The following is a 26,251-nucleotide window of genomic DNA, read 5'->3' as shown; positions in this document are numbered from 1 at the left end:
CGACCTCGCTCTGGTAGGTTCGTGTGACTCTCTCCGAACACCCCGTATCCTCGTTGCCCTCCGTCAGCGCCGACCGCCCGCGGCCGCCGCGTCGGCCAGTTCGTGCTGCCGGCGATGCAGGACATGACGACGCGCTGAGTCCTGGTGACGCTGCCGGCTCAGAGCTGACGCTCGCGGGGTTGGAGGCGTGCTCGCGAGCGGAGATCGAGGCAATCGCCTCCAGCGTCGGCGTCTCCGACGTCGAAGGGTCGCGTACCACCGAGCTGGTGTTCCGGATCCTGCAGGCGCAGGCCGAGCGGCAGGGGAACATCTTCGCCGGCGGCGTTCTCCAGATCGTCGACGAGGGCTTTGGCTTCCTGCGGCAGGAGCGGCTGCTGCCGGGGCAGGCTGATGTCTACGTCTCGCAGTCGCAGATCCGGCGTTTCGGGCTGCGGACCGGGGACTGGGTGACGGGCCATGTGCGGCCGCCAAAAGAGGCTGAGAAGTACTTCGGGCTGCTGCGGGTGGAGGCCGTCAACGGCCAGATTCCGGACATCGCCCGCCAGCGCCCGCACTTCGACGCGCTGACGCCGATCTTCCCCCGCGAGCACCTGATCCTCGAAACCGAGCCGCGCGTGCTCACTCAGCGGCTGATCGACCTGATCTCGCCCATCGGCAAGGGGCAGCGCGGCCTGATCGTCTCGCCGCCGAAGGCCGGCAAGACGACGATCCTCAAGCGCATTGCCAACGGATTGTCCGTCAACCATCCCGACGTCCACTTGATGGTGGTGCTGGTCGGCGAACGACCCGAGGAGGTCACCGACTTCAAGCGGTCGGTCCGCGCCGAGGTCGTGTCGTCCACGTTCGACGAGCCGGTCGAGGATCACATCACGGTGGCCGAGATGGCGCTGAACCGGGCGAAGCGGCTGGTTGAGACGGGCCGCGACGTGGTGATCCTGCTGGACTCGATCACCCGGCTGGCACGCGCCTACAACATGGCCGTCCCGCCGAGCGGTCGGACGCTGAGCGGCGGTATCGACCCGGCCGCCGTCTACCCACCGAAGCGCTTCTTTGGCGCGGCGCGCAAGGTGGAAGAGGGCGGCAGCCTGACGATCCTCGCGACCTGCCTCGTGGACACCGGGTCACGGATGGACGACGTGATCTACGAGGAGTTCAAGGGCACGGGCAACATGGAGCTGCAGCTCGACCGCCGGCTGGCGGAGCGGCGCATCTTCCCGGCCATCGACGTACAGAAGTCGAGCACGCGCCGCGAAGAGCTGCTGCTGGACGAACAGACGCTCCGGCTGGTCTGGACGCTGCGCCGCATGCTGACCCAGGTCGGTCAGAACGAGAGCGCCGAGCTGCTGCTGACGCGCCTGTCGAAGACCGCCAGCAACCGCGAGTTCCTGGCGACGATGGCGAAGGCCGAGGTCTAGAACCTCGGCCTAGCGGGCGGGGCCCTCGCGAAGGATCGTCACGCGGCGATACTGCGTGCCGTAGGTCTTCGCTTCCTTGGCGTCTGGCAGCCAGATGTCGATGGCCTCGCCCCTGATGCCGCCGCCGATGTCCTCGGCCACGAAGGTGACGCCATCGTACCCCTCGATGGTGAGCGTCGAGCCGATGGGGATCACCTTCGGGTCAACGGCCACCACGCCCCAGCGCGTGCGGGTGCCGCTGTACGTCCTGGCCCCGACCGGCACGCCGCCGATGCCATCCGCGTAGGCGGTGATCTTCGCGATGAAGGTGCGCTGCCCCTCGGTGTTCGACATGGCGCGGACGGTCGTGCTCGGCGCAAGGTAGCGAGCGACGCCCCAGCCTGTGGTCGACGCGCCGACGCTGATCTGATACCAGTCGTCGTCGCCGTCGTTGACGGGGCCGGCGATGATCTGCACCAACGCGCCTTCGTTGGCCGTCGTCAGGATGCGGTGGCTCATGCCCGGGCCGCCGCGAACGCGCAGACCGCGCCCTTCGGTGCCGGTGACGATGGCGGACTGGCCGGGCTGCAAGGCGTCGGCCGCGGTGGCGGCCTGGGCGTTGGATGTCTCGGCTTGAGCGTGTGTTGTTGGAGCGGGAGAGAGCATGGAAGCCGCCATCACCAGGAGCATGGCGGTGAGCAGTGCGTGCAAGCGAATAGATCCCCTCTGGGTGGGCTGGCCGACGGAAGCCTCGCGCACGCGCGGACTGTCCTGGGGCCGAGGGTCGCGATGCCAGCCGCTCGCCTGCACGGTCACAGACGCACGTGCTGCATGCCAACCCGGTGCCGAGTTCATCGACACGCCGTGTTCCTCCCCTGCGATCGCCCCGATGCGCGTCGAATCTCGGGCCAACAACCGGAGAGCGGCCCTCGCGTATCGGGTGAGCGCGGCTTACGGGGTTAGCTGACGGGTTCGGACGGGAGTCGCCCTACCGGCGCACACAACTCACAGCAGGCTCTCGCCTGTCGCTCTGCCGCAATGCTCCGGATTCACCCCAAATGCGTGGTTCCCCCGCTCCTCGTCTGGGAGGATTCAGCCTGACGCATCGCTTCGGGATGTACCCAACATCCCTCGTGACGAGCGGAGTCTACGGGATGATGCTCGCCCTGTCAAGGAGAAACGGCCCCGTGGGGGCGTACGGGACGGAATCAACGGTCGATCGCCCGTTTTGCTGGTTCAACGCGTCCAGACAGCGGTGTCCGATGCGCCGATGCGTGACGAATCGGTCAGGCCCAGCATGTGCAAGATGCGTCTGCGCGAATTGTCCACATTAAGCCTTGATGAACTCGACCAGTGGCCACCCGACGCGGTACACTCGACTGGGGTGTTTCTCGTCAGTTCTCGTCGCGGGGGCGGTGGGAACAGGGCGTCACCCAGGTCCGTTGTATGAAGTGACGGCCCAGGACAGGCCTCGGCCGCCGGTACAGGTGCTCGATTTTAGGAGAGCTTACACGCCCTGGCACGGCGTGTGCGCCACAGGCGGACCGAGCTGTGCCCGGCTGAGAGTGTCAAATGATGAACGGCGAATCCAAGCCCTCGCTCCGTCCACTCTTGTTTGTTGTCCTGTTTGGCGTGCTCGTCACCTCGGTGGTGACGGCCTTCCGGTCGGGGCTGGTGCAGGTCGCCGTGCGGTGGCCGGAAGATCAGCCGACCGCGCCGCTGCTGGCCGCCCTGCTCGGGCTGTCGCTGGCGTTGCTCGCCCTCTATCTCTTTGTCAGTGGACGCCGCGCGGCTTCTCGCCCGCACGATCCGCCGATGGCCGCTGGTGGCGCGCCGCGCACGCCCACGCGCCCATCCCGCATCGGCCTGGTCGCCGAGCGCCCGCCGACGCGGTTCACCGACGTGGCTGGCGCGGACGAGGCCAAGGAAGAGCTCTCAGAGGTCGTCGAATTCCTGCGTGAGCCGGAGCGCTTCCACGCGGTCGGCGCGCGCATCCCGCGTGGCGTCCTGCTGGTCGGGCCTCCGGGCAACGGTAAGACGCTCCTGGCGCGGGCGGTGGCTGGCGAGGCAGGTGTGCCGTTCCTGCGGGCGTCCGGCTCCGACTTCGTCGAGATGTACGTGGGCGTGGGCGCATCCCGCGTGCGAGACCTGTTCAAGGCGGCGCGCGAGCACGGTCGGAGCATCATCTTCATTGACGAGATCGACGCGGTCGGTCGGCGGCGCGGCGGCCCCAGCGGCCACGCCCACGAGGAGCGCGAGCAGACGCTCAACCAGCTGCTGGTCGAGATGGACGGGTTCGACCTTCGCTCGCGGGTGATCGTGGTGGCCGCCACGAATCGCCCGGACGTGCTGGACCCGGCGCTCTTGCGCCCCGGCCGCTTCGACCGCCAGGTGCGGCTCGATGCCCCCGACGCGGCGGCGCGCCGTCACATCCTCTCCCTGCACGCTCGCGGCAAGCCGTTCGCCGAGGGTGTGGATCTTGAGGCGGTGATCCCGCAGACGACGGGCCTCTCTGGCGCGGACCTTGAGAACCTGCTGAACGAGGCGGCGATCCTGACGGCGCGTGCCGGCCGTACCCGCATCGAGATGAACGACCTGGAAGAGGCGCTGGACCGCGTGACCGCCGGGCCGCGCCGCAAGGGCCGCAGCCTCTCCGACCGCGAGCGCAAGGTGACGGCCGTCCACGAGCTGGGCCATGCGCTGGTGGCACACCTGCTGCCGGAGTCCGACCCGGTCCAGAAGGTGACCATCGTCTCGCGCGGCCAGATGGGCGGCTACACCCGCATGACGCCCGGAGAAGACCGCAAGATGTGGTCGCTGCCCCAGTTCAAGGCGGCGATGGCCGCTGCGCTCGGCGGGCACGTGGCCGAGGAGCTGGTCTTCGGGCAGGTGACGACGGGTGCATCCAACGACCTCAAGAAGGCGTACAGCATCGCCCGGGCGATGGTCTGCGATTACGGCATGAGTCCGATCCTCGGTGCGCTGGCGGTTGGCAGCGAGGACGACGGTCGCTTCTACCGCTCCTACGGTGAGCACCTCGCCGAGAAGATCGACAACGAGCTGCATCGGCTGGTTGACGAGGCGCGCGCCCTGGCGATCGGTCTGCTGCAGCCGCGCCTGGAGACGCTCAAGAAGGCGTCTGACGAGCTGCTGGAGCTGGAGACCATCGACGGCAAGGCGATGGCCCGCCTGTTCGGGCCGCGCCCGACGACGACGCCACAGCTGCCGCCCGTCCGCCTGGTGCCCGACGCACCGACGCCGCTGCCGCGGCCCGTGGCCGCGTCGAAGCCCGCGCGCCGGGCCTGGGCGCCCGCGCTGGCGGCCCTGCCGTTCACGCTGAGCGTGCAGTGGCGGCGGCGACGCAAGCCAGCCCCGCCGACCCTCGCCGAAGCCTGAGGCGTGGGTCGTGGGTCGTGGGTCGTGGGTCGTGGGTCGTGGGTCGTGGGTCGTGGGTCGTGGGTCGTGGGAATAATGGGATGAAAGCGCGCGACTTGCAGGTGTCATCCTGAGCGCAGCGAAGGATCTCACCCGCTGACCGTCAACGCTCGTGTCACCCTGCGACGTTAGCTTGTGCTTCACGCTCCGAGCGTCAATGCTCCCGTTACCCGCTGACCGTCGATGTTCGCGTCAGCGGGTGAGGTCCTTGGCTGCGCTCAAGATGACATGGGGAGTTGCGTGCTTGCTACGATGCCACAGCACACGTCAGCAAGTGACTCTGCTGGCGTGAATCGCAGGGTCGCTCGGGATGACGGGGGAAGCGTCGAGTGACCCGACCCGGTCGTTCACGACTGACCGGCCAGTATTACGCATCCACGATCCCACGATCAGTAGTCGATGCGGCCCTTCGGCGCTTCGCCGCCGCGCTCGTCGACGCATGCCGTGCACGGGCAGATCGTTCTGAGCATCCGGAACGTGTAGATCCCCAGGCTGTGGCCGTCGCCCCAGACGGGCGTCACGCCGTAGCGGCCCGTCAGGTTGATGTCGTTCATGATGGTCTGGCCGGGCTTGAACATGGGAAGGCTGGAGAGCAGCCCGGGCATGCCGCCCTCGCCGCTGCACTCGGCGCACGGGCAGCGCCAGCGGAGGTACTCCCAGCCCATCGACGATTCGTGCTCGTCAGCCCAGCGGACGAGCAGTCGTTGACGGTCGCGGTCAAGCTCGATGTAGGTCGGGATGAAGTTCAGCGGCGTCGTGCTCATACTCCAGTGAGTGTACCCGAGCGACCGTGACACGGCCCTCTTGCCATCGGACAGGGCCGGATTGCCATCGGACGGGGCTGCAGCGGCCAGGCAGCCGACCGGCTACCATCTCGCCAACCGAGCCGGGATGCTGGAGGGCCGCTGTGGAGATTTTTCGGGCGCGCCGGGTCATCGCGTTGACCGATGCCGAGCCAGAGGCGTTCGTGGTGGCGGGCGAGCGGATCGTGGCCGTCGGTGTGCTGGCGGACCTCCGCGCACGCTTCCCTGAGGCTGCCGTCGCGGACCTGGGGGATGGCGCGATCGTCCCCGGCTTCAACGACGCGCACATTCACCCGTCCATCGTGGCCGAAGACCTGCTCAACCTCGACGTGTCGGCCGGCGTGGTCGGCTCACTGGCCGAGTTGACGCGCGCCGTGCTCGATCAGGCGGTGCGGATGCCGCCCGGCTCCTGGATTCGCGCCAGCCGCTACGACGACGCCAAAATGGCCGAGGGACGGCTGCTGACCCGCTGGGATCTGGACGAAGTCGCGCCCGATCATCCGGTGCTGGTGGTGCAGGTGGCGGGCCACTGGGGCGTGGTCAACTCGAAGGCGCTGGAGTTGGGCGGACTGACCGACGATTCGGTGGCCCCGGAGGGCGGGGAGTACGGTCGGGACGCGGCCGGGCGGCTCAACGGCGTCCTCTACGAGCGTGGGCTGTTCGAGTTCGCCTACCCGGCCGTCGCCAACGGCCCGACGATCGTGCCGGCCGCCACGCTGGAGGATCGGCTCGGCGGCCTGGAACGCGCCCTGGCCATGTTTCACGCGGCCGGCCTGACCTCGCTCGGTGATGCGCTCGTTGGCCCGCGCGATCTCGAGCTGTACCAGGAGGCGCGGCGGCGCGGCATCCTGTCCGCCCGGATCAACATGCTGCTTTCCTACGATGCGTTCGGCGCCTATGAGTCGCTGGCCCTGCGGACTGGATTTGGCGACCACCACCTGCGGATCGGCGGGATCAAAGGGTTTGTGGACGGGGCCATCGGCGGGCGGACCTGTCTCCTGGAGCAGCCGTTCGAGGGGACCGAGTACCACGGCATGCAGACGACCTCGGCCGACGACCTTCGGACGATGGTGCAGCGCGTCCACAACGCGGGCAGCCGGCTGGCCGTCCACGCCAACGGTGACCGGGCCATCGCGCTGCTGCTCGACCTGATCGAGGAAGCCGATGCCGCGAACCCGCGCCCCGAGGCCCACCATCGCATCGAGCATTGCTCGGTCATCACCGACCAGATCCTGGCCCGGATGGGCAAGCTGGGGATGATCGGCGTGCCGTTCGGCAGCTACGTCCACTACCACGGCGGCCGATTGCTGGAATGGTACGGCGCAGCGCGTGCCGAGCGGATGTTCGCGCACCGGTCGTTCCTTGACCTGGGCGTCGGCGTGGCCGGCTCGTCAGACTATCCGTGCGGGCCATTCGAGCCGCTGCTGGCGATGCAGAGCTGCGTCACGCGGCAGGGGTCGGATGGGGCGTCCATCGGGCCGAGCCAGCGGATCGCACCGCTGGAGGCGCTGCGGCTCTACACCACGGCCGGCGCGCAGGCGTCAGGCGAGAGCCAGTACAAGGGACAGCTTGCGCCGGGCTTCCTGGCCGACTTCGTCGTGCTGGGCGACGACCCGACGGCTGTTCCGCACGACCGGATCGGGGCGGTGCCGGTGCTGGCAACCTACGTGGGCGGGCAGCGCGTGTGGAGCGCGCAGTAGCGCCCGGTCGTTCCGACGTGTCACGACACTGACCAGTGAGGAGCGCATGGTACAGATCGGGGTCTTTCTGGTGGTCGAGGCGGACCACCCGTTTCACCGGGCCGTGTCGAGCATCCTCGGCTACGAGATCTGGTCACGCGTACGGCAGGCGTCGAGTCTCGCGCCGTTCCTGGACGCGGCCACGCTGACGAGCTGGCTCGGCGGTGCGCCGCCGTACGGCGTTCACTGTACGATCACCGGTGGCGCTATCGAGTACGCCGACGCCGACCTTGACGAGATCGAGGCCCGGACGGCCTGGATCGCGTCGCGCGTGGCCCCGTTCACCTTGACGAACGGTCGGTTCTACGACGACTTCCACGCCGCACCAGAGGCGCTCGTCGCCCGCTTCGACTCTGCCGATGGCGCGCTCGACCGTCTCCACCGGCTGCTCGCCACCACGATCAACTCGCTGCACACGGCGACGTTCTGCAGCCCCCCGCCCGCCACCGGGCATGCCCGCTTGCATGAGCTGTACGTACGCTTCGGCGAGGCCCGGGCGCTGGAACGATTCGCGCCGCACTGGACGCTGATGTCCGGCCTGCCAGACCGCGCCGCCTTCGAGCAGGCCCGGGCGCTGATCCAGGAGCACACGGGCCTGTTCGCCGACCCGGGCGCCCGCACCCTGGAGATTCGCGACATCCACCTCGTGCAGCGTGGCGACGACGGACTCTGCTACGTGGCCGCGTCGTATCCGCTGACGGGCGTGGTGCGTCGGTAGGGCGTCCGGAGCGCGGGGGCTGACCGTGCTCAGCGGGTGGCGTTCGGCGGCGTGGGCCGGGCGTTCAGCCGCGCCGTGGAGCCGCCATCCACGTAGATCACCTGACCGGTGATGAAGCCGGCCCCTTCGGAGCAGAGGAACGCCACGGCCGGCCCGATGTCCTTCGGCAGGCCGACGCGCCCGATCGGCACGCGGGCCGCGCCAGACTCAGTCGTGTAGTCCGGATCGTCGAAGTAGCGCGGCACCTCGATGAGGCCCGGCGCGATGCAGTTGACACGGATGCCACGCGGGGCCAGCTCGATGGCGAGTTGACGGGTGAAGGCGTTGATCGCGCCTTTGGTGGCCGCATAGGCCGTGTGCTGAGGCGCGCCGGCCCAGCCGTGGACCGACGAGATGTTGACGATGGCCCCGTGTCCGCGTGCGTCAAGGTGCGGCGCGGCCTGCTGCGCGCAGAAGAAGTAGCCGCGCATGTTGATGTTGAAGACTTCGTCGTACAACTCCTCCGACATCTCGGTGAAGTCGACGGACCGGGTGACGCCGCCATTGTTGACCAGGATGTCCAGGCCGCCGAGCGCCGCGACCGCGCCATCCACGATCTTCCGGCAGTCGGCGACCTTCGCCAGATCGCCCTGCACGACGTGCGCCGAGCGGCCCATCGCGCGGATCTGGGCCGCTGTGTCCTCTGCACCGCTGGCGCTGTTGGCGTAGTGGACGACGACGTCCGCACCCGCGCGGGCCAGCTCCAGCGCGATCCCCTGTCCGATACCCATACCTGCGCCCGTGACCAGGGCACGACGACCTTCCAGCATCATGGCTCAGTCCTGCTCGTGAAGTGTGAGGCTGCCCGGTACGGCTGCCACCGTGGAGCGGCCGGCGAACGCCGTGTGATGGATCGATGCTACTCCTGGCGGTCGGAATGCTGCTCGTGCTTGTCGGAGACCGACCGGCCCACCCACCGCTCGAAGAGGGTGACGACCGCCGAGTCGTCGCGGCGGCCCAGCCCCTCGGCTGAACCGGCGAGGTACAACTGCTCGGCGGCCGCCGCCAGGGGCGTCGGGAGCTTGTGGGCCTTGGCCGCGCCCACCACCAGCCCCATGTCCTTGACGAAGATGTCCAGGGCGCTCCGGACCGGCTCGAACTCGGCATCCAGCATCCGCGCGCCACGGTCGTTCAGCATGAACGAGCCGGCTGCCCCATGCCGCACGACCTCCCAGGCGGCGCGTGGGTCCAGCCCCAGGGCGGCGGCGAAGCCGAGGGCCTCGGCGGCGGCGGCGATGTGGACGCCGGCCAGCAACTGGTTCACCAGCTTCAACGCCTGCCCCTCGCCGACCTGCTCGCCGACGTAGGCGACAGTGCTGCCGAGGGCGTTCAGCTCCTCAGCCAGCGAGTCGAAGAGGGCGCGGGGGCCGCCGACCATCACCACCAGATCGCCACGCTCGGCGCGGGCGACGCCGCCGCTCATCGGAGCGTCGAGCACGCGGACGCCCTGGCCGCCCAGCCGCTGCTCGAGCTCGCGTACGGCGGCCGGACCGACCGTGCTCATCACGATGACCGTCGAGCCGGCCTGAAGCTCGCTTGCGCCGCCGCTCGGACCGAACATCGCGGCCATCGTCTGGTCTGGCGTGGCTACGGTGATGAAGACGAGGTCCGCCCCGGCGCAGGCCTCGGCGGCAGTTGGGACCGAGACGCCGCCAGCCGACGTGAACGTCTCCCGCGCGCCCGGCATCGGGTCGAAGCCCGTGACGGTGTACCCGGCACCCACGAGTCGCCGCGCCATCGGCATCCCCATCGCGCCCAGCCCAAGCCAACCCACCCGCGTCATGGTGTCGTCCTCCGCCGCCGAGTCCTGGTCGGAGAAGTGTAGAACGTCACGGCCGGTCGTGTGGCCGCGCCGTTCGCCGCCCTCGACGGTTGGCGTCAGATGCTGGAGCCTACGGGCAGCAGCGAGGTGCACGGACCGCGGCGCGGATCGACAGACAGGCTGTGGGCGGGCGGCCTCCGGAGGCCGCCCGCCCCGATCGCAGTCCAGCACGGCGCCGTGGACCCAGAATCGGTGCTCAGTTGCCGCCTGAATCGGCGCCGGTCAGGTCTTCAGCGCGCCCGCCGTCAGCCCGGCGATGAACCGTCGTTGCAGCAGCAGGAACAGCGCGAGCACCGGCAGGTTGGTTGCCAGCCCGGACGCCATCATCTCGCCCCAGTTGACGCCCACGTCGGTCATGTGCAGGTACAGGAAGACCTGGGCCGTCCGCATCAGCGACGACGAGGTCATGATCGACGCGATGACGAACTCGTTCCAGGAGTTGAGGAAGACCAGCAGCGCCACCGCCGCCAGGGCCGGCTGCGAGAGCGGGATCATGATCGACCAGAGGATCCGCAGTCGGGACGCGCCGTCCACGGACGCGGCGTCCTCGAGCTCGTGGGGCACCTCGTGGAAGAAGCCGCGCAGCACCCAGATCGCCAGCGGCAGCGAGTGTACCCAGTAGATCAGGATCAGCCCCTGGTAGCTGTCCAGCAGGCCCAGCTTCGCCATGATGATGTAGGTGGGCACGAGGTTCACCAGCCCCGGGATCATCATCGGCACCAGGATCAGGAAGAGGACGAACTGGCTGCCGCGAAACGTGATCCGGGCCAGGGCGTAGGCCGCCAGCGAGCCGGCCGCCAGCACCAGCAGCACGGTCATCAGCGAGATGAACAGGCTGTTGAACAGCGCCAGCAGCAGTCCGTGCTGGATCGCCTGCAGGTAGTTGTACGCCGTCGCGGGGTTGGGCAGGATCTGCGGCGGGAAGGCGTACACCTGCCGCTCGACCTTCAGCGAGGTCAGGAACGCCCAGACGAACGGCAGCAGCGACGAGACGCTGACCAGCCCCATGACGCCGTAGACGGCGACGCGCGCTGCGTCCCAGCGGGATCCGGCGGCATGAGTCGGCTTCTCCAGGGGGAGCGTGCTGCTGGCCATCAGTAGTATCGCTCCGTCTTGAGCACGCGGACGTAGACCAGCGTCAGCAACAAGTTGATGCCGAAGATGATCATGGCGACCGCCGAGGCCGTACCCATCCGCGCGTTCACGAACGCCTCGTAGTACATCCGCAGGCTCATCGACTCGGTGGCCGTGCCAGGGCCGCCGCCGGTCAGGACGAGCATCGCCACGACGACGTTGAAGTCGGCGATGGTGGTCAGCACGACGAGAACCAGGATCGCCGTCTTCATCAGCGGGAGCGTGATCGACAGAAAGAGCCGCCAGCGGCCCGCGCCGTCGATGGCGGCCGCCTCGTACAGCTCGCCCGGGATGCCCTGGAGGCCAGCCAGCAGCAGCACCATCGCGTACGGCGCCCCCCGCCAGACGTTCACGACGATCAGGCAGGCCATCGCCAGGACCGGGTTGCCAAGCCACTGGATGCGTGGCCAGCCGAACCCTTCCACGAACAGGGCGTTGAGCAGGCCGTAGTCGGCGTTCAGGATCCAGCGAAAGATCAGGTACGTCACCACGTAGGAGGTGACCCAGGGCAGCAGCGCGACGGTACGAAACGCGCTCCGGAAACGGACGCTCTGGTTCGCCACCAGCGCCAGCGCGAAGCCGATGCTGACGCTCAGAAGTACCGAGGCGGCAGTGAAGGTGAACGAGACCCGAACGCTGTTCCAGAACTTCGGATCGGCCAGGACATCCAGGTAGTTCGCGAAGCCGACGAACGTCAGCAACTGCACGAACTCGACGCGGTACACGCTGATCAACATGCCGTAGAGCGTCGGCAGCAGGCTGAAGACGCCGATGGCCAGCAGCGCCGGGGCGACCATCAGATACGGCAGGAGGTCGAACTTCTGGCGTCGCGCTGGCGTGGCGGAACGGGGAGCCGCGAGGGTCTGTTGCTGCATCACCTTCCCAGGCGTCGATCCAGATGGAGCCGCGAGGGATCGACGAACGACGTGCGCGGCGGCCCGCCACACGCCGGCCTCTCGGCCGGCGGGGCGGGCGACCCGAGAGCGGCAACGCGCCGACGAGGTGACGGCGCTGCCGCGGCGTTGAAAGACAGGTGCGGACGTGCCTACTTCGGCAGCTTGTCGGCCGGGATCTCAGCCAGCAGCTTGTGGTAGGCGTCGCGGGCTTCGCTCATCGCCTTCACGACGGGCGTACCCTCGTTCACCATCTGGTGGTATGCCTGAATGTAGATGTCGCTGGCGCGGACCGGCGGGTTGGTGAGCGGCTCGGACCACTCCTGGGCCGCCTTGCTGAACAGGCGCACGAACGAGAGATCCGGGCGGTCGAACACCTTGTTGTCGGTGATGCTGGCCCGCCGTGGCTGCTGCCCGGCGACATCCGACATCACCAGGTCGGCATCCGGCCCCATCCAGAACCCAGTCAGCTTGATGGCCTGATCCTTGACCTTCGACTTGTTCGAGACACCCATCGACCAGTGGTTCACGAGGACCGGGCCGTAGCGCTTGCCGTCCCAGGTCGGGTAGCGGCCCCAGACCGCATCCTCCGGCGGGAACTGCATCTTCTCGCGCCAGGAGCCGTAGCGGTGGGTGCCGAACTGGTACGTCGCCGAGAGGCCGCTGACGAACTTGTTGTCAGCGTCTTCCAGGTTGTAGGTCAGCGAGGACCGAGGCTGGATCTTGTCCTTGAGCACCCAGTCCACCACCATCTGGATCGTCTCCACGATGGCCGGATCGGTCCAGTGGTCTGCCTTCCAGTCCGGCGGCCCGAGGTCGGGCCGGTTGAGGCGGTCCCAGGTGAACTGATCGAAGCGTGGGATGCCGGCGCCGGACCCGCGCGCAGCGAACTGGTGCCAGCCCCAGACCTTCACCGTGGACTCGTCGAAGCCGGCCTGCGTCGGGTTGCGGCCCTGGCCGTCGACGACGACCTTCTGGCAGGCTTCGGTGAACTGCTTCCAGGTCTTGATCTCGGCGATATTGACGCCGACCGCGTCAAACAGGCTCTTGCGGTAGAGCAGCATGTCCCCGAACAGCAGCAGCGGCGCGATGTACTTCTTGCCGTCGTAGGCGCCAGTATCCCACCACGCCTTGGACAGATCCTTCTGATCCTTCTCCGGCCACTGCTTGAACGCCGGCTGCAAGTCCTCCAGTGAGCCGAGGCGGACTGCCTGCGTGGTGTTGGCCGGGCTGAACAGGCTGATGTCCGGTGACGTCCCGGCGGACCACGCCGCCATGTATTTCTCGCCGATGGTCTCCCAGGCTGTTTGCTCCCACTGGATGCTGATGTTGCCGTTCTGCGCCCGGAACTTCTCCTCGATCTGCTTCTGCGCGCGGTCGCGGGCGGTGTCTCCGAGGGCCGTGAAGTGGCCCATGTAGCGGACGGTGGCCGGCGCGCTGCCGCCCGAGCCGCCGGTCTTGGGACCGAGCGCCTCCTGGATCGACTGGCATCCTGACGCCGCTACCATCAGGCCTGCCACGCCGGCCATGCCCGCCATCTTGCCGAAAAAGCGCCGTCGGCTGAACGCTCGGGTACGCATCCTCGCCTCCCACCAGTGGAGCGGCAGTGCTCCAATGCGGTCCGTCAGACCTATGAGGCATCGTAGCTCGCGCGGAAGCGCGAGCGCCAAGACGACATCGGACTCGGGTTTCGTGGCAAGACCGGTGCATCCTGCGGTCCCAGGCCGATCTCGCGGTCTCCTGCACGCGGTCTCGGCGGCCACGACGTTCGCGTATCGCCACGGGCCGGTGTAGCGGACTCGCAGGGCTGACGTCGCGATGTCGCCTGCATCACCGTCGTCGTCCTGGCCGGCCCGCTACGGCTGGATCAACGCCGTGAACGCCAGACCTGACCAGCGCGCCGACGCGGCAGTGAGCGCCTCGGCCCGCGCCGTCGCGTCCAGATGGACCCAGCGCGTTGCCTGCTCGTCATGCTCGTGCAGGATACGCTGCTGCACCTGCGACACGTCCGGGACGGCAGGGGAGCCGTTCGAGGTGGCAGATACGCGGGCGCGCCGCCGCATCTCGGCGGCGCTCCACAGCCGGCCGTCCATGACAAAGGACGGTACGCCGGCGGCTTTGACATAGAACGGGACGGCGACGCCGCTGGCGGGATTGCCGACGCACACCAGCGCGCCGAGCGGTCCTTCGCCGACCGACGCCGAGAATCCAGACAACGTCGAGTCCGAGCACATCGCTCGCGGGAGCGTGGCCTCGTCACGGCCGAGAGAGGTCAGGGCAAACGGCGTCACCTGTCCGTTCAACGCGGCTGCACCGTCGCGGGCCGAGACGTAGCGCGTGTTGGTCAGGGCGTCGGGGGCGGCCCAGCGCCGAGTGCCCGGCAGCAGGAAGTCGTTCGCGCGTGCGACTACTTGATCGTCGATCCAGGTGTAGTCAAGGTCGTGACGGGTGTTCTCCACGATCATGCCGCGCTCGCGATCCACGAAGAACCAGATCGAACCGCGTGCGCCGTTGGTGTACCAGCCCTGGCCCACGATCTCTCGCAGGATCTCGAGGGCTTCCTGGCAGGAAGCGGCCTTCTCCGCGATCAGCCGCAGGATCTGCGGCGTCGGCCAGCCGTCCGGGGCCGTGTCGCTGCTCGCGGAGCCGGCGTTCATGGCCCCGGCCAGCCCCTTTTCGTTGAGAAAGTGGATGACGCCGTGATCGCCGCTGTCCCCGCCGGCCAGGTAGCGGTAGCAGCCAGCATCGTGCCGAATCCAGAGGCCCTGTGGCCGAGCGGCCGAGTCACGATTCTTGTGAAGGATCGACGCGCCTGACGCGCTGGCACGGCCAACTGAGACGAACGACGTACACTCGTGCTCGGCGGGCGGCGGCGACGGCGGGCGCGTCGTTCGGATCACGTACTTCTGCGCCACGTAGGCCGCATAGGCGTCAGTGGCGACGCCGGCCGCTGAGGCGATGGCGGCTACGTCTTCGTGCCACCAGGGCGCGAGCCGGTCCACGATTCGGTGGTAGAGGTCCGTGCGCCGCTGGATCTCAGGGAGGCCGATCCCCTCAGCCTCGACGTTGGTAAGGAAGTCGGCTACGTACCGCTGGATACAGGCACGGGTCGCCCGCCCGTAGGCTGCCCCGGCTTCGGCCGGCGTCCCACGAAGCAGCACGAGATCGGCTGAGGCCGTTGTCGTCTCCATCTCCCACGCTCCCCTGGGTCGTCAGCGACGCAGCCGTGGATCGAGCGCGTCGCGCAGTCCGTCGCCGAACAGGTTGATGCCGAGCACCAGCAGCGAGATCGCGATGCCCGGGAATGTCGCCAGCCACCAGGCCTGGCGCAGGAACTGCCTGCCGTCGTTGAGCATACCGCCCCACGTCGGCTGGTCAGCCTGGACGCCCAGTCCGAGAAAGCTCAGGGCTGCTTCGGCGATGATGACCGTCGCCATTTCGAGGGTCGCCAGGACGAGGATCGGCGCCAGGACGTTCGGCAGCAAGTGGCGCGCAACGATCCGCGCACCGCTTGCGCCGCACACCCGGGCCGCCAGCACGAACTCGCGCTCGCGCAGGGAGAGCACCTCGCCCCGCACCACCCGGCAGTAGGCGACCCAGCCGGTCAGCACCAGCGCGAGGATCAGGTTGCCGAGGCTCGGTCCGAGCGCAGCACTGAGGGCAATCGCCAGCACCAGCGAAGGAAACGCCATCCAGATATCGAGCACCAGCATCAGGCTGGCATCGACCCGGCCACGCCAGTATCCGGCAATCGCCCCGAGCGTGCTCCCGAGGACGGCGCACGCCGTGACGGTGGCCGCGCCCACGAGGATCGAGACCCGCGCACCGTAGAGCAACCGACTCAGGATGTCTCGCCCCAGGTTGTCCGCGCCGAGGATATGCTCCGAGGTTCCGCCAGTGAGCCAGACTGGCGGCTTGAGACGGTTGGTGAGCATCTGGTCCTGCGGGTCGGCCGGCGCCAGCACCGGGGCCAGGATCGCGATCAGGATGCAGCCCAGGTAAAGGACAGCCCCGAAGATGGCCGGCCGGTTCCGCGCCAGCAATCCCAGCACGATGTGGATCTCGGTCCGGACCGGCTGGACGCGCATGGCGGCGGTATCCGCCAGGGTCACGACGCCGGTCGCGGGCGCCTGCTTGCTCGCTGCCATGTCTACGAGAACCGGATGCGTGGATCGATCGCGGCGTAGAGCACGTCCGTGAGCAGGTTGATGCCGACCCGTGTCACCGCGAAGACCAGCACGATGCCCTGGAGCAGGAAGTAGTCACGCGCGCCGATGGCCTGGACGGTCAGGCGGCCCAGGCCCGGCCAGGCGAAGATCGTTTCGATGACGATGGCGCCGCCGAGGATCGTGCCGGCCTGCATCCCGACGATGGTGATGGTGGGGATCAGCGCATTGCGGAGCATGTGGCGCACCACCACCACCCGCTCGCCGAGGCCCTTCGAGCGGGCATAGGTGACGTAATCCTGCCGGGCCACCTCCAGCACGCTGGAGCGGACCAGCCGCGTCGTGTGGGCCGCCATCGACGAGCCGAGGACGGTGGCCGGCATGATCAGGTGCGCCAGGGCATCCACGAACGCCGTCAGGTTGCCCGTCAGAACGCTGTCGAGCAGGTAGAACCCGGTGACCTCCTCCAGCCCGGCCGCGTATTCGAGGCGTCCCGAGACGGGGAGCACGCCGAGGGTCACGGCGAACACGATGATCAGCAACAGTCCCAGCCAGAACCCTGGCATCGAGATCCCGAGGATCGCGACCAGCGCCGCCAGGCGGTCGATCCACGAGTGCTGCCTGATGGCGGAGAGGACGCCGAGCGGGATGGCGACGATCAGCGCGATGAGCACGCTGACCACCGCCAGCTCGATGGTGGCCGGCACGTACTGTGCCAGGACCGGCAGCACCGACCGTTGCAGCATGAACGACCGACCAAAGTCGCCGACGGCGAGCTGGCGGGCGTAGTTGAGATACTGGATGACGGGCGGCCGGTCGAGGCCCCACTGTGCCCTGATGCGGGCGACCTCCTCAGGCGAGTGGGTCTGGCCCTGCAACATGATCATCACCGGGTCGCCCGGGATGATCTGCATGATCGAGAAGGTCAGCACCGAGATGCCGACCAGGACCGGCAGGAGCAGGATCAGCCGCCGCGCCATGTACCGCGTCACCGTCCGCCCCTACGCCTTCGTGACCTTGTCGAGGAACAGGTAGGCATCCATGCGTGGCGCAAAACCGCCGACCCCCGTGCGCGCAGCGGCCAGCGTCTGCGGCTGCCAGAGGAAGACCCATGGCGCATCGTCCACGATGATCTTCATCGCCTGGGCGAAGACCTGCTGGCGCTTGGCGTTGTCGGTGGCCACACGCCCCTCGTCGATGAGCTTGTCGAGGTCCGGCTTCGCATAGCCGGTGTCCTTGAACTGAGCGCGCTGCCCGCCGTGGAAGTGGCGGTAGTAGGTGACGCCGGCATCTGCTGACGAGTCACCCCAGGAGCTGAAGTAGGCTTCGCTCTCACCAGCGGTGACCTTCTGGGTCAGGACGCCCGCCTCGACCACGTTGACTTTGGCCGTGACGCCGATCTGCTTCCACTGTCCCGCAATCGCCTCGGACAGCTCCTTGGTGGGGGCCGCCGTGTCGAGCGTGAGTTCGAAGCCGCCGGCCAGGCCCGCCGCCGCCAGCAGCGACTTCGCCTTCTCGCGGTCGAAGCCGTAGCCGGTGACCGCCTTGTCGAAGCCGCGCACCTCGGGGAAGAGCGGCCCGGGGATCGGCGTAGCCAGTCCGTTCAACAGGCTGCTGACGATGGCATTCTTGTCCACGGCATGATTGAGCGCCTGCCGCACCTGGACGTTGTCGAGCGGCTTCTTCGTCGTATTGAGCCCGATGTACTGGACGACGGTACTCGGGGCCGTCAACGACTGGATCTTGGCATTGCCCTTGATCTGCGGGGCGAGCGAGGCCGGCAGCTCCGCCGCGATGTCGATGCCGCCGGACTCCAGCTCGGCCAGCATCGTGGCCGGATCTGGGATCGGCCGGAAGATGAGCGTGCCGATGGTGGGCGCGCCGCCCCAGAACGCGTCATTCGCCTCCATCACCACCCGCTCGTCCTTCTTCCACTCCTTGAACAGAAACGGCCCTGCGCCAATCGGCGCGTTGAAGAAGGCGTCGCCCTTCTCCTGAACGGCGGCCATCGGGGTGATCGCGTGGTAGTTCAGGAAGACCAGGGTCAGGGGATCGGCCCGGTTCGTCTTGACGACCACGGTCGTGTCGTCCGGGGCTTCAGTGGAAGCCACCATGTCCAGCAGGCCAGCCCGTGGGGCTTTGCGGGCCGGGTCCAACGTGCGGTCGAAGCTGAACTTGACGTCCTTCGCGGTGACCGGCTTGCCGTCGTGCCACTTCGCGCCGGCCCGCATCTTCAGCTCAAACGTCTTCTCGTCGACCTGCTTCCACGATTCGGCAAGCCGGCCCTGCAGCTGAAGGTCGTTCGTCCGGTGGACCACCGAGTCGAAGATGAGCTGATGGACGTTCTGGGTCTGCCGCTGACGGTGCATCGTCGGATCGAGCGTCTGGATGTCGGCCACCTGCGCCACGATGAGCTGCGGGCGCTGAGCCTTCGCGGCCGGCTTCGGCTCGGCGGGCTTTGCAGCTTCGGCAGGCTTCGCGGCCTCCGTGGGCTTCGCCGCGGGGGCGGTAGTCGGGGCTGGCGCCGACGCCGCTGGCTTGGCCGCGTCGGCCGGCTTACTCTCGGCAGGCTTCGCCGGGGCGGCCGGGGCCGGCGTCTGGCCGCACGCCGTCGCCAGCAGCGCCGCGCCGCCGTACAGGGCAACCTGCTGGAGTAGCGCTCGCCGTGACAGCTTCCCAGGCATCGACGGCCGGGCTCGTGAGGTCGAATCGTCTCGGATCATCGTGACGGGCCTCCAGTACGAGATGGCGTTCAGGCGTCGTCCCATGGAATCGGGATGGTGAGCAGCGGGATGTACTGCTGGCAGCCATAGACATCGGAGTCGCCTACGTCGCCGCTGGTGATGGGCCGTCGAAGGGTGATCTTGATGGCGTTGCCGGGCGGGTAGTGAACGAACTGCGCGATCTGCGTGTCTTCGACCCCGTAGAGGTCGCGGATCAGGTCGCGCGTGATGACATCCGTTTCGCGGACGCGCTCGTAGGTCTCGAAGTTGTCGAAGATGATGTCAAGCGTGAAGTGATTGGCCCCGGCGTTCTTGCTGCGAATCGTCTTGGCAAGCCGGTGCAGCGGCTGTGTCGCGGTCATGCCCCGATCTCCTCGATCGTGATGGGGAAGAGGGCGAGCGGATCGGCGATGGGGAGCAGGTGATCGACGGTCCAGCGGTAGGACGGCTGACCTTGCAGCACTTCGTCGCGCAGCATCGCGATACCGCCGGCGGTCGCCTTCTGCCCGGCGAAGGTCGGGAAGAGCAGCCGGTAGAGGGTGAAGCGCGCAACCAGATCCGCGATCTCCTGGGTGCGCGCCACGACCTCCGTCACGATGCAGATCTCGTGGGCCAGCGACTGCTTGACTGGTTCGAGCGGACCCATGACACCGTTCTTGCCGTACTGGTGGAAGACGATCTGATAGTCCTGGCCCGGACCCTCCATCAGCTGGCTGTACTGTTCGCGGGTCCGCTGGCGCACGGCGTCCAGCACCCAGTCCAGGCTGTCGATGGCGATGGGGTCGCGAACCGCGCCGATGGTCAGCGCGCGGAAGCCGACGAGGCCCGCGCCCTCCAGCTTGACGCGGTATTCGGCGTCCTCGACGAACTGGCTTCCCCAGTAGCGCGTGGCGCGCTCGCTGACCTGCTCGTAGGTCGTGCCGCCGGTGTCGAGGACGCCGCCAGGGTAGGCTTGCCGGTACGGGTGCGCCCGCTCGTAGAGCGAGTGACCGGCGACGGACTCGGGCGTGCAGCGCTGGGCCGGGTGCATCGGCTCCAGCTCGACATACTCATCGGTGATGCGCCCGACGATGGTCTCTTTCGCCATCGACGGCGTCCCGACCAGCGAGGCGCATTCCAGTGTCTTGCCGAGGTGGAACGAGAGACCCTTGGGGAAGCCGGCACGCAGCGGCAGCGACGCGTAGATGGCGTCGTCGCAGGAGCGCCCGGCGATGACGACATCCGCCCCCAGGTCAAACGCCTTGAAGTACGGTTCGACGCCCATCATTGCCACGACTCGGCTGGTGCGGTCGAGCAGCTCGGGCGTCAGGGGCGTCGCAGCGCCGAGTGGCTTGATCTGCTCGGTCTGCATCCGCTCGCGGAGGTAGTCGAGCGGCACTTCCGATGTGATTCGGGCCAGCCGGAACGGCTCCAGCCGGTGCCTGGCGGTCAGCTCGCGGATGATCTGGATGTAGTCGTCCACGCCGCGTGTCGTCCCCGCGCCGCCGGCCGATCCGATGATCATCGGGATCTTGCGCTCGCGCGCGGCGCAGAGCAGCAATTCGAGGTCGTGCTCCTCCCACTCGCGGGGGTTCATCGGCGCGTCGGCCCCGAGGAAGAACGGGCCGCTGTCGCCGCTGCCGGCGTCCGCACCGATGAAGTCGAGCGGCTGCTTGATCCCCTCGAAGAAGGAGTCACGGTGGATCGGCTCGTGACCGAGCGCGCCCGTTGCGGAGAGCGTGGTCATCATGCGTGGCACGACATCCTCCAGGCTGACATCCGGAGCATCAGCATCAGTTGTTCACCAGCAATCTGGCGGTGCGGTATCGCGCGTCCAGGCGGCGCAAGCTCGCGGCGACGGCGTCCGGGTGGCGCGAGGAGTAGGCCGCGATCAGGGCATCGGCCAGCGCGCACGGGCCGACGAGCGAGACGCGGTGCGAGATGCTTTCGACGGGCGCGCACAGGGTGACCCGCGCGACCCCGGCCAGCGGCGACAGGGGGCTGTCGGTGAAAGCGACGCTGGGAACCCCGGCGTTGCGGACCTCCGTGAGCGCCCCGACGGTCTGCCGGGGGTAGCGATAGAACCCGACGCCCATCGCCAGATCGCGCTCATCCAGCAGCGACAGCCGCTGAACGACGTTCAGCCCCTCGCCGATCTCGCCGTCGACCGGCAGGCCGAGCGTCTGAAGGGAGCTGGTGAGGAACATCACGAGGCCGCTGGCGACGCCGCTCCCGAAGACGAGCACGCGGCGAGCCTGGGCCAGCATCTCGACGACGCGCTCGACCTGCTCGGCAGTGGTAGCGTCGAGGGTCGCCTGGAGGTTGCCCTGCCCCTGCACGATGGCCCGCTCCACAGGGCTGCTGCCGTCGGGATCGTGACCGGCCGCGTCGATTGACGGGTAGTGGTGAGGAATGCGGGTGCGGATCTGCCGCTGGAGATCCGGGTAGCCAGCGTAGCCGAGCGCGCGCGCCAACCGCACGACGGTGGCCGGATCGACCTCCAGCCGGCGGGCGACCTCGTTCGCCGACGTGTAGGCGATGAGCGCTTCGTTGGCTGCCATGAACCGGGCCACTCGCTGCTGCTTTGGCGCGAGGCCCGCGAACTCCGCCGCCACGGCCTCTTGCAGCGTCCGACCCGTCACACTGGCGTCTGTCATGCTGGCGCCGGTCACACCCCACCCCCAGGCTGCACAGCATAGCGGCATCCGCCGAGAAATGCAATGACCATTGCATGACGAGGTCCGGTGGGTTCGGCCATGGTGTGTCCCTCCGCGCGGCATCGATCCGGGCGATTGCCCTGGCGGAGTCATGCTCGGCGCTCGCGGGCTCCCGCCCGCGGGCGCTGCTTGCGTCGCGTGTGGCAAGCTGCCATCCTGCATGCGGGCCGCGCGCCACCCCTTACGACATCGTCGTTGCAGGCTGACGCGCGCCGCGCCGATGCGGCGGGAGCGGCCCCTCACTTCTGGCCGGAGCATGCCCGATGAAGTACGACCACATCATTCTCGGCGCGGGGTCGGCCGGCGCCATCCTGGCCGCCCGGCTGAGCGAGGATCCCCAGCGCTCAGTGCTGCTCGTCGAGGCCGGACCGGACTACGCCAGCGTCGAGCAGTTGCCCGACGAGGTGAAGTGGGGCTACGCGACGGGCACTGAGGTCACCACCGCATCTCACAATTGGGAGTACGTCGGACGGGGTACGGCCACCGCCCAGAGCGTCCCGATTCCGCGCGGCAAGGTGACTGGCGGATCGAGCGCCATCAACGGGCAGGTGTTCCTGCGCGGCGTCCCCGAGGACTACAACCTCTGGGCGCAGTGGGGCAACGACGCGTGGGACTACGAATGCTGCATCGACGGCTTCAAGAAGCTTGAGGCTGATCTCGACTTCGGGGGTCAGGAGCACCACGGGGCGGACGGTCCGATCCGCGCCCGCCGGTTCAAGCCCGACGACTGGCTGCCCGACCAGCGGGCCTTCTACCAGGCCTGCCTGGATGCCGGCTTTGCAGACGTCCCCGACCACAATGAGCCGAACGCCACCGGCGTCGGCCCGATTCCGCTGAACAACCCCGATGGCATCCGCTGGAGCACCGCCATCGGCTATCTGATGCCGGCCCGTCATCGTCTCAACCTCACGGTGCGGGCGCGGTGTACGGTGCAGCGGCTCCTCTTCGAGGGGAAGCGCTGCGTGGGCGTCGAGGTCGAGAGCGGCGGCGAGCGCTTCACCGTCTACGGCGAGGAGATCATCCTCAGCGCCGGCGCGATTGGCTCGCCCCAGATCCTGATGCTCTCGGGGGTTGGCCCGCGCGACCACCTCCAGGAGATCGGTATTCCGGTGCTGCACGACCTGCCGGGCGTCGGCCAGAATCTGCGCGATCATCCGATGATCTTCGTGTCCTGCAGCGTGCGGCCAGAGTACCCGCAAGATCCGTTCGCGCCGCACATCCAGTTGATGCTGCGCTGGACGGCGGAGGGCTCCCATCTCTGGAACGACCTGCTGATGTTCATGTCGTCCTACGCGACAGAGCGCCCGGAGCGCGGCGGCGACTGGCGGGTGTCCACGGGCATTCGGGTCCACCCGGTGTTGAACCTGGCGATGAGCGCCGGCGAGCTTCGGCTGCAGTCTGCCGATCCGACCGCGAAGCCGCTGCTGGACTACCGTTACCTGGAGGATGAGTTCGACCGCCGCCGCATGCGCGAGATGATCCGACTGGCTGCCCGCCTGTTCGAGCACCCGGCCTTCCGCGAGATCATCACGGGGCGGAACGAGCCAACCGACCAGGAGCTTGCCGACGACGACCTGCTGGACCAGTTCATCGCACGGGACATCACGACCGGGCAGCACTCCTGCGGCACCTGCAAGATGGGTCCGGCGTCAGACCCACTGGCGGTGGTCGATCAGTACGGCACGGTGCACGGACTTGCGGGGCTGCGGGTGGTCGACGCGTCGATCCTGCCGGACTGCCCCCGTGCCAACACCAACGTGACGACCATGATGGTCGGCGAACGCATCGCCGAGTTCATCAAGCGGGGAACTTAAGGTCCGGGGGCGGCTGACGGATTCCTCCAGCTACCATTGCGTGGCAGCCTGCGACGAGGGACGGTTCACGCTATGCGGCCTCTGCGGTACGCCATCAACATCACCCTGGACGGGTGTTGCGATCATCGAGCGGGCCTGCCAGACGAGGAGTCGCATCGCTTCTGGGCCGAGCGGCTCGCGCAGGCCGATGCGCTCCTCTTCGGCCGGGTCACCTACGACATGATGGAGTCAGCGTGGCGGCTGCCGGCGACGGGCGTGTGGCCGGAGTGGATGGCCGACTGGATGCACCCGTTCGCCCAGACCATCAACGCCGCGAAGAAGTACGTCGTGTCGAGCACCCTGGAGCGGGTCGATTGGAATGCCGAGCTGGTGCGCGGGGATCTCGGGCAGGCCGTTCAACAGCTCAAGGAAGAGTCGGGCGACGGGCTGTTCGTGGGAGGCGTCACGCTGCCACGTGCGTTGGCGGAGCTTGGGCTGATCGACGAGTATGAGTTCGTCGTGCAGCCGAGACTCGCCGGCCACGGGCCGACGATCTTCGCGGGCCTGTCGACATACCTCGATCTCAGGCTCACGAACCGGCAGGTGTTCGCTTCGGGGTCCGTCGCGCTGCGCTACGAGCCGAAGAGGTAGCCATCGGTCCTCGTTGCCCCGGTCGCCCCGAGCGATGCGTAGCACAGGCCAGGTCGAGTAGGGGCTGACCGATCGGCCGCTGCCAGGGTTGGGCTTGACGCGCCGTTTCCCGACACGTCATGCTCTCGTGGCGGCGACGATCGGAGTCGAGCGCCCATTGCCAGGGACGGGATCGGGCTGTACGTCAGCAGTGTCTGGTGCTCCCCCGGCTATAGGGGCGCATCAGGTCGAGAGCAGCCCGATACGTCGCAGCCACGAGGCAACCGCCGCGCCGGCGTCTCCTACCTCCTCGCCCCGCACTGCGAGGCCCTCCCCGATAGTCGCGCCGGGGCACGACGCGGCGTAGTCGCGCATCGTCGTGCCCAGGCCGCTCGTTGCGTGGGTGGTGAACGGGAAGACGGCCTTCCCGGCGAAGTCGAGGCCTTCGACGAAGGTCGACATGATCATGGGCGCTCTGACGTTCCAGATCGGGCTGCCCAGCAGCACCGTGTCGTAGCTCTCAATCGAGGCCAGCGGGTTCGCGATGGCTGGACGAGCGTCGGCTCGTTGTTCCCGGACGTTCCGCTCGACGGTTTCGGAGTAGTCGTTCGGGTAGGGGTCGGTGGGCACGATGCGGCGGACGTCGCACCCGATGACCTGGGCGATCATCCCTGCCAGCACCTCGGTGTTCCCGACGGCAAGTTGAGTGCGCCCGCCGTAGTAGTAGTTCTCGCCGGCCCGTGAGAAATAGGCCAGCAGGACTCTGCTCCGGGTCGGGGCGGGCCTGGCGCTCGCGGTGGCCGGTGATTCAGATGCCTGCGCGGACCTGGCTCCCACGAGGGGCGGCGAAGACGTGGAGCAGCCGCTCATCTGGGCGCCGATGACGACCCCCGCTGCGCCGAGGAGCGCGCCCCGTAGGAACGAGCGCCGGCGCAGGAGGATCGGCTTGTGGCTCCCGAGCATCGTCCCTGTCGCGCAGTCGCGCGTGGGGTCGGTCGCGGCGTGCGGTTGCATGTTATCGACCCTCTGTGCCGCCGGCCGCTGTGCTGCGTCCGACCCACTGCAAGATCAGGTCGGCGATCTGCAGGCTGTTCCGGTCCATCATGATCATGTGGCTGTTCCCACGGATGCCCAGGTCGGGGGGGTGCAGCATCTCGGCGTGGCCACCGGCGGCATTGACGCGCGCAATGAATGCCTGGCAGTCGTTGTGCTGGTTCCGCCAGCTCACGATCGTGCCGGTCTGGGCATCCAGGTTGTCGCCGAAAATCGCCAGGATCGGCTTCGTCGCCAGGGTCGCGATCTCCTCATCGGTCCACCTCGACGCGCGGCAGCCGCCCGGCTCGACCAGGACCGCTGCCTTGACGGCGTTCGGGTTGGCCAGGATCGCGTCCAACGGCAGTGAGCCGGTCTGCGAATGCCCGAGGAGCACAGCTCCGTTGAGCTGGGCCGCCAGATTCGCCATCGCTGCGATGTTCGGGTTCGGCGTGGGCAGCACAGTGTTGAAGTCGGGGATGGCCTGCCGCGACAGTTCAGCCACGGCCTCCACGGGAAACTGCCCGTCGGGAAAGGCGGTGCCGAAGGCGGGGCCGAAGCGGAACTGCGTCCAGACCAGCTCGTCGGGGAAGCGCCAGAAGTTGGGCAGGTTGCTGGCCGGCTGCAGTCCGGCACGGACCTCGTTGTAAGTCGCGATATCGACGCCGGACCGTGCACGCGAGACTTGATCCGGGACGTAGACCGGATGCCCATGGCGGACGAAGTATTCGTACCAGCCTATGCGGCCATCCGGAGTGGTGTCGTACGACTTGCCGCTCAACGTGGCCCCGTGCAGCATGACGACCGGGACGCCGTTGTCTGGCGTGGGCACCATGTACTCGACATACATCTGGTTGACCGTGACGTGGCCGCCGGTCTCGAGCGGCTGGCCTGTGAACGACGACAACTGGGCGGGCGTGTGCGCCACCGACTGCCCGCCCACGAGGAAGCTGCCGCGACTCTTCAGCATCAAGGGCGCTGATGGGTCCTGGACGTTCTTGAGCTCTTGCGCGGAGCCGGTGATCGACCATGCGAGCATGGCGAGCAGAAGCACGCCGATCAGAGCAGCTCGGCGAAGTGACGTACTGGGCCACATGCGGTCAATCATGGAACCGATCCCTTCAAGATGGCCTGTCAGTGCTCGGTGGCCGATCCGGCGCTGCGTACCGTCTGCGCGCCGGGGCCGTCGCGGGGCTATGTCCGTAGCTCAGCCCCGTGTCGCAGGGTTTCTGCG

22 protein-coding genes are annotated in these 26,251 nt (G+C 68.1%); 6 read left to right on the top strand and 16 right to left on the bottom strand.

Annotation, left to right across the window (positions count from 1 at the left end; all coding sequences use genetic code 11):
• The first annotated feature begins 164 nt into the window (after nt 1–164).
• Complete coding sequence (gene rho, locus IT306_26610) at nt 165–1,415, top strand: transcription termination factor Rho (GenBank protein ID MCC7372016.1); 1,251 nt, start codon at nt 165–167, stop codon at nt 1,413–1,415.
• 9 nt (nt 1,416–1,424) lie between these two features.
• On the opposite strand, the gene IT306_26605 is transcribed toward rho, so the two are convergent.
• Nucleotides 1,425–2,105: an SH3 domain-containing protein gene (locus IT306_26605; GenBank protein MCC7372015.1), complete on the bottom strand. Its 681-nt coding sequence runs from the start codon at nt 2,103–2,105 to the stop codon at nt 1,425–1,427.
• 861 nt (nt 2,106–2,966) lie between these two features.
• On the opposite strand from IT306_26605, the gene ftsH reads away from it, so the two are divergent.
• Complete coding sequence (gene ftsH, locus IT306_26600; GenBank protein ID MCC7372014.1) at nt 2,967–4,790, top strand: ATP-dependent zinc metalloprotease FtsH; 1,824 nt, start codon at nt 2,967–2,969, stop codon at nt 4,788–4,790.
• 428 nt (nt 4,791–5,218) lie between these two features.
• Here the strand turns inward: ftsH and IT306_26595 are convergent, their stop codons facing one another.
• Nucleotides 5,219–5,593, bottom strand: a complete 375-nt coding sequence (locus IT306_26595) for a DUF971 domain-containing protein (protein MCC7372013.1) — start codon at nt 5,591–5,593, stop codon at nt 5,219–5,221.
• Nucleotides 5,594–5,736: 143 nt separating this feature from the next.
• Between IT306_26595 and IT306_26590 the strand changes: the two genes are divergently transcribed.
• Both IT306_26590 and IT306_26585 read left to right on the top strand, forming a co-directional pair.
• A complete protein-coding gene (locus tag IT306_26590) occupies nt 5,737–7,332 on the top strand; it encodes an amidohydrolase (GenBank protein MCC7372012.1) in 1,596 nt (531 codons plus the stop codon).
• Nucleotides 7,333–7,378: 46 nt separating this feature from the next.
• Complete coding sequence (locus IT306_26585) at nt 7,379–8,089, top strand: hypothetical protein (GenBank protein ID MCC7372011.1); 711 nt, start codon at nt 7,379–7,381, stop codon at nt 8,087–8,089.
• Nucleotides 8,090–8,118: 29 nt separating this feature from the next.
• Here the strand turns inward: IT306_26585 and IT306_26580 are convergent, their stop codons facing one another.
• From IT306_26580 to IT306_26525, 12 genes are all read right to left on the bottom strand, one after another.
• Nucleotides 8,119–8,901, bottom strand: coding sequence for a 3-oxoacyl-ACP reductase FabG (locus IT306_26580; protein MCC7372010.1), 783 nt, complete (start codon nt 8,899–8,901; stop codon nt 8,119–8,121).
• A gap of 86 nt (nt 8,902–8,987) precedes the next feature.
• The gene (locus tag IT306_26575; GenBank protein ID MCC7372009.1) at nt 8,988–9,911 is read right to left on the bottom strand and encodes an NAD(P)-dependent oxidoreductase; all 924 of its coding nucleotides are present in this window, start codon (nt 9,909–9,911) and stop codon (nt 8,988–8,990) included.
• A gap of 261 nt (nt 9,912–10,172) precedes the next feature.
• Nucleotides 10,173–11,045, bottom strand: coding sequence for a carbohydrate ABC transporter permease (locus IT306_26570; protein MCC7372008.1), 873 nt, complete (start codon nt 11,043–11,045; stop codon nt 10,173–10,175).
• Nucleotides 11,045–11,959 carry a sugar ABC transporter permease gene (locus tag IT306_26565; GenBank protein MCC7372007.1) on the bottom strand — a complete coding sequence of 305 codons (915 nt, stop codon included), beginning with the start codon at nt 11,957–11,959 and terminating at the stop codon, nt 11,045–11,047. The genes IT306_26570 and IT306_26565 overlap by 1 nt, the downstream gene beginning before the upstream one ends.
• Nucleotides 11,960–12,129: 170 nt before the next feature.
• Nucleotides 12,130–13,557: an extracellular solute-binding protein gene (locus IT306_26560; protein ID MCC7372006.1), complete on the bottom strand. Its 1,428-nt coding sequence runs from the start codon at nt 13,555–13,557 to the stop codon at nt 12,130–12,132.
• 276 nt (nt 13,558–13,833) lie between these two features.
• Complete coding sequence (locus tag IT306_26555) at nt 13,834–15,168, bottom strand: hypothetical protein (GenBank protein MCC7372005.1); 1,335 nt, start codon at nt 15,166–15,168, stop codon at nt 13,834–13,836.
• A gap of 21 nt (nt 15,169–15,189) precedes the next feature.
• Nucleotides 15,190–16,038 carry an ABC transporter permease gene (locus IT306_26550; GenBank protein ID MCC7372004.1) on the bottom strand — a complete coding sequence of 283 codons (849 nt, stop codon included), beginning with the start codon at nt 16,036–16,038 and terminating at the stop codon, nt 15,190–15,192.
• Between the two features lie 89 nt (nt 16,039–16,127).
• Nucleotides 16,128–17,135 (bottom strand): ABC transporter permease, encoded by a 1,008-nt coding sequence (locus IT306_26545; GenBank protein ID MCC7372003.1) that lies wholly within the window; start codon nt 17,133–17,135, stop codon nt 16,128–16,130.
• Nucleotides 17,136–17,144: 9 nt separating this feature from the next.
• Nucleotides 17,145–18,827, bottom strand: coding sequence for an ABC transporter substrate-binding protein (locus IT306_26540; protein MCC7372002.1), 1,683 nt, complete (start codon nt 18,825–18,827; stop codon nt 17,145–17,147).
• Between the two features lie 68 nt (nt 18,828–18,895).
• Nucleotides 18,896–19,228 carry a DUF4387 domain-containing protein gene (locus tag IT306_26535; GenBank protein MCC7372001.1) on the bottom strand — a complete coding sequence of 111 codons (333 nt, stop codon included), beginning with the start codon at nt 19,226–19,228 and terminating at the stop codon, nt 18,896–18,898.
• Nucleotides 19,225–20,604, bottom strand: coding sequence for an acyclic terpene utilization AtuA family protein (locus tag IT306_26530; protein MCC7372000.1), 1,380 nt, complete (start codon nt 20,602–20,604; stop codon nt 19,225–19,227). Before IT306_26530 ends, IT306_26535 begins: the two co-directional genes overlap by 4 nt.
• A gap of 34 nt (nt 20,605–20,638) precedes the next feature.
• Complete coding sequence (locus IT306_26525; protein ID MCC7371999.1) at nt 20,639–21,502, bottom strand: MurR/RpiR family transcriptional regulator; 864 nt, start codon at nt 21,500–21,502, stop codon at nt 20,639–20,641.
• 323 nt (nt 21,503–21,825) lie between these two features.
• Between IT306_26525 and mftG the strand changes: the two genes are divergently transcribed.
• Both mftG and IT306_26515 read left to right on the top strand, forming a co-directional pair.
• Nucleotides 21,826–23,376, top strand: a complete 1,551-nt coding sequence (mftG, locus tag IT306_26520; GenBank protein MCC7371998.1) for a mycofactocin system GMC family oxidoreductase MftG — start codon at nt 21,826–21,828, stop codon at nt 23,374–23,376.
• Between the two features lie 72 nt (nt 23,377–23,448).
• Nucleotides 23,449–24,006 (top strand): dihydrofolate reductase family protein, encoded by a 558-nt coding sequence (locus IT306_26515; GenBank protein ID MCC7371997.1) that lies wholly within the window; start codon nt 23,449–23,451, stop codon nt 24,004–24,006.
• A gap of 222 nt (nt 24,007–24,228) precedes the next feature.
• Here IT306_26515 and IT306_26510 read toward each other — a convergent pair whose 3' ends face one another.
• Both IT306_26510 and IT306_26505 read right to left on the bottom strand, forming a co-directional pair.
• Nucleotides 24,229–24,948, bottom strand: coding sequence for a hypothetical protein (locus IT306_26510; GenBank protein MCC7371996.1), 720 nt, complete (start codon nt 24,946–24,948; stop codon nt 24,229–24,231).
• Nucleotides 24,949–25,000: 52 nt separating this feature from the next.
• Nucleotides 25,001–26,113, bottom strand: a complete 1,113-nt coding sequence (locus IT306_26505) for a hypothetical protein (GenBank protein MCC7371995.1) — start codon at nt 26,111–26,113, stop codon at nt 25,001–25,003.
• Between the last annotated feature and the right edge of the window lie 138 nt (nt 26,114–26,251).

This window comes from Chloroflexota bacterium, assembly GCA_020850535.1.
In the GTDB taxonomy this organism is placed as follows: Bacteria; Chloroflexota; UBA6077; order UBA6077; family JACCZL01; genus JADZEM01.
This window is presented reverse-complemented; position numbering and strand designations above follow the sequence as displayed.

Bases quoted from the DNA above. Each gene is read 5' to 3' on its own strand.
- ftsH (MCC7372014.1), top strand. From the start codon at position 2,967: ATGATGAACGGCGAATCCAAGCCCTCGCTCCGTCCACTCTTGTTTGTT.
- IT306_26595 (MCC7372013.1), bottom strand. From the start codon at position 5,593: ATGAGCACGACGCCGCTGAACTTCATCCCGACCTACATCGAGCTTGAC.
- IT306_26585 (MCC7372011.1), top strand. From the start codon at position 7,379: ATGGTACAGATCGGGGTCTTTCTGGTGGTCGAGGCGGACCACCCGTTT.
- IT306_26580 (MCC7372010.1), bottom strand. From the start codon at position 8,901: ATGATGCTGGAAGGTCGTCGTGCCCTGGTCACGGGCGCAGGTATGGGT.
- IT306_26575 (MCC7372009.1), bottom strand. From the start codon at position 9,911: ATGACGCGGGTGGGTTGGCTTGGGCTGGGCGCGATGGGGATGCCGATG.
- IT306_26570 (MCC7372008.1), bottom strand. From the start codon at position 11,045: ATGGCCAGCAGCACGCTCCCCCTGGAGAAGCCGACTCATGCCGCCGGA.
- IT306_26565 (MCC7372007.1), bottom strand. From the start codon at position 11,959: ATGCAGCAACAGACCCTCGCGGCTCCCCGTTCCGCCACGCCAGCGCGA.
- IT306_26560 (MCC7372006.1), bottom strand. From the start codon at position 13,557: ATGCGTACCCGAGCGTTCAGCCGACGGCGCTTTTTCGGCAAGATGGCG.
- IT306_26555 (MCC7372005.1), bottom strand. From the start codon at position 15,168: ATGGAGACGACAACGGCCTCAGCCGATCTCGTGCTGCTTCGTGGGACG.
- IT306_26540 (MCC7372002.1), bottom strand. From the start codon at position 18,827: ATGCCTGGGAAGCTGTCACGGCGAGCGCTACTCCAGCAGGTTGCCCTG.
- IT306_26535 (MCC7372001.1), bottom strand. From the start codon at position 19,228: ATGACCGCGACACAGCCGCTGCACCGGCTTGCCAAGACGATTCGCAGC.
- IT306_26525 (MCC7371999.1), bottom strand. From the start codon at position 21,502: ATGACAGACGCCAGTGTGACGGGTCGGACGCTGCAAGAGGCCGTGGCG.
- mftG (MCC7371998.1), top strand. From the start codon at position 21,826: ATGAAGTACGACCACATCATTCTCGGCGCGGGGTCGGCCGGCGCCATC.
- IT306_26515 (MCC7371997.1), top strand. From the start codon at position 23,449: ATGCGGCCTCTGCGGTACGCCATCAACATCACCCTGGACGGGTGTTGC.
- IT306_26510 (MCC7371996.1), bottom strand. From the start codon at position 24,948: ATGCTCGGGAGCCACAAGCCGATCCTCCTGCGCCGGCGCTCGTTCCTA.
- IT306_26505 (MCC7371995.1), bottom strand. From the start codon at position 26,113: ATGTGGCCCAGTACGTCACTTCGCCGAGCTGCTCTGATCGGCGTGCTT.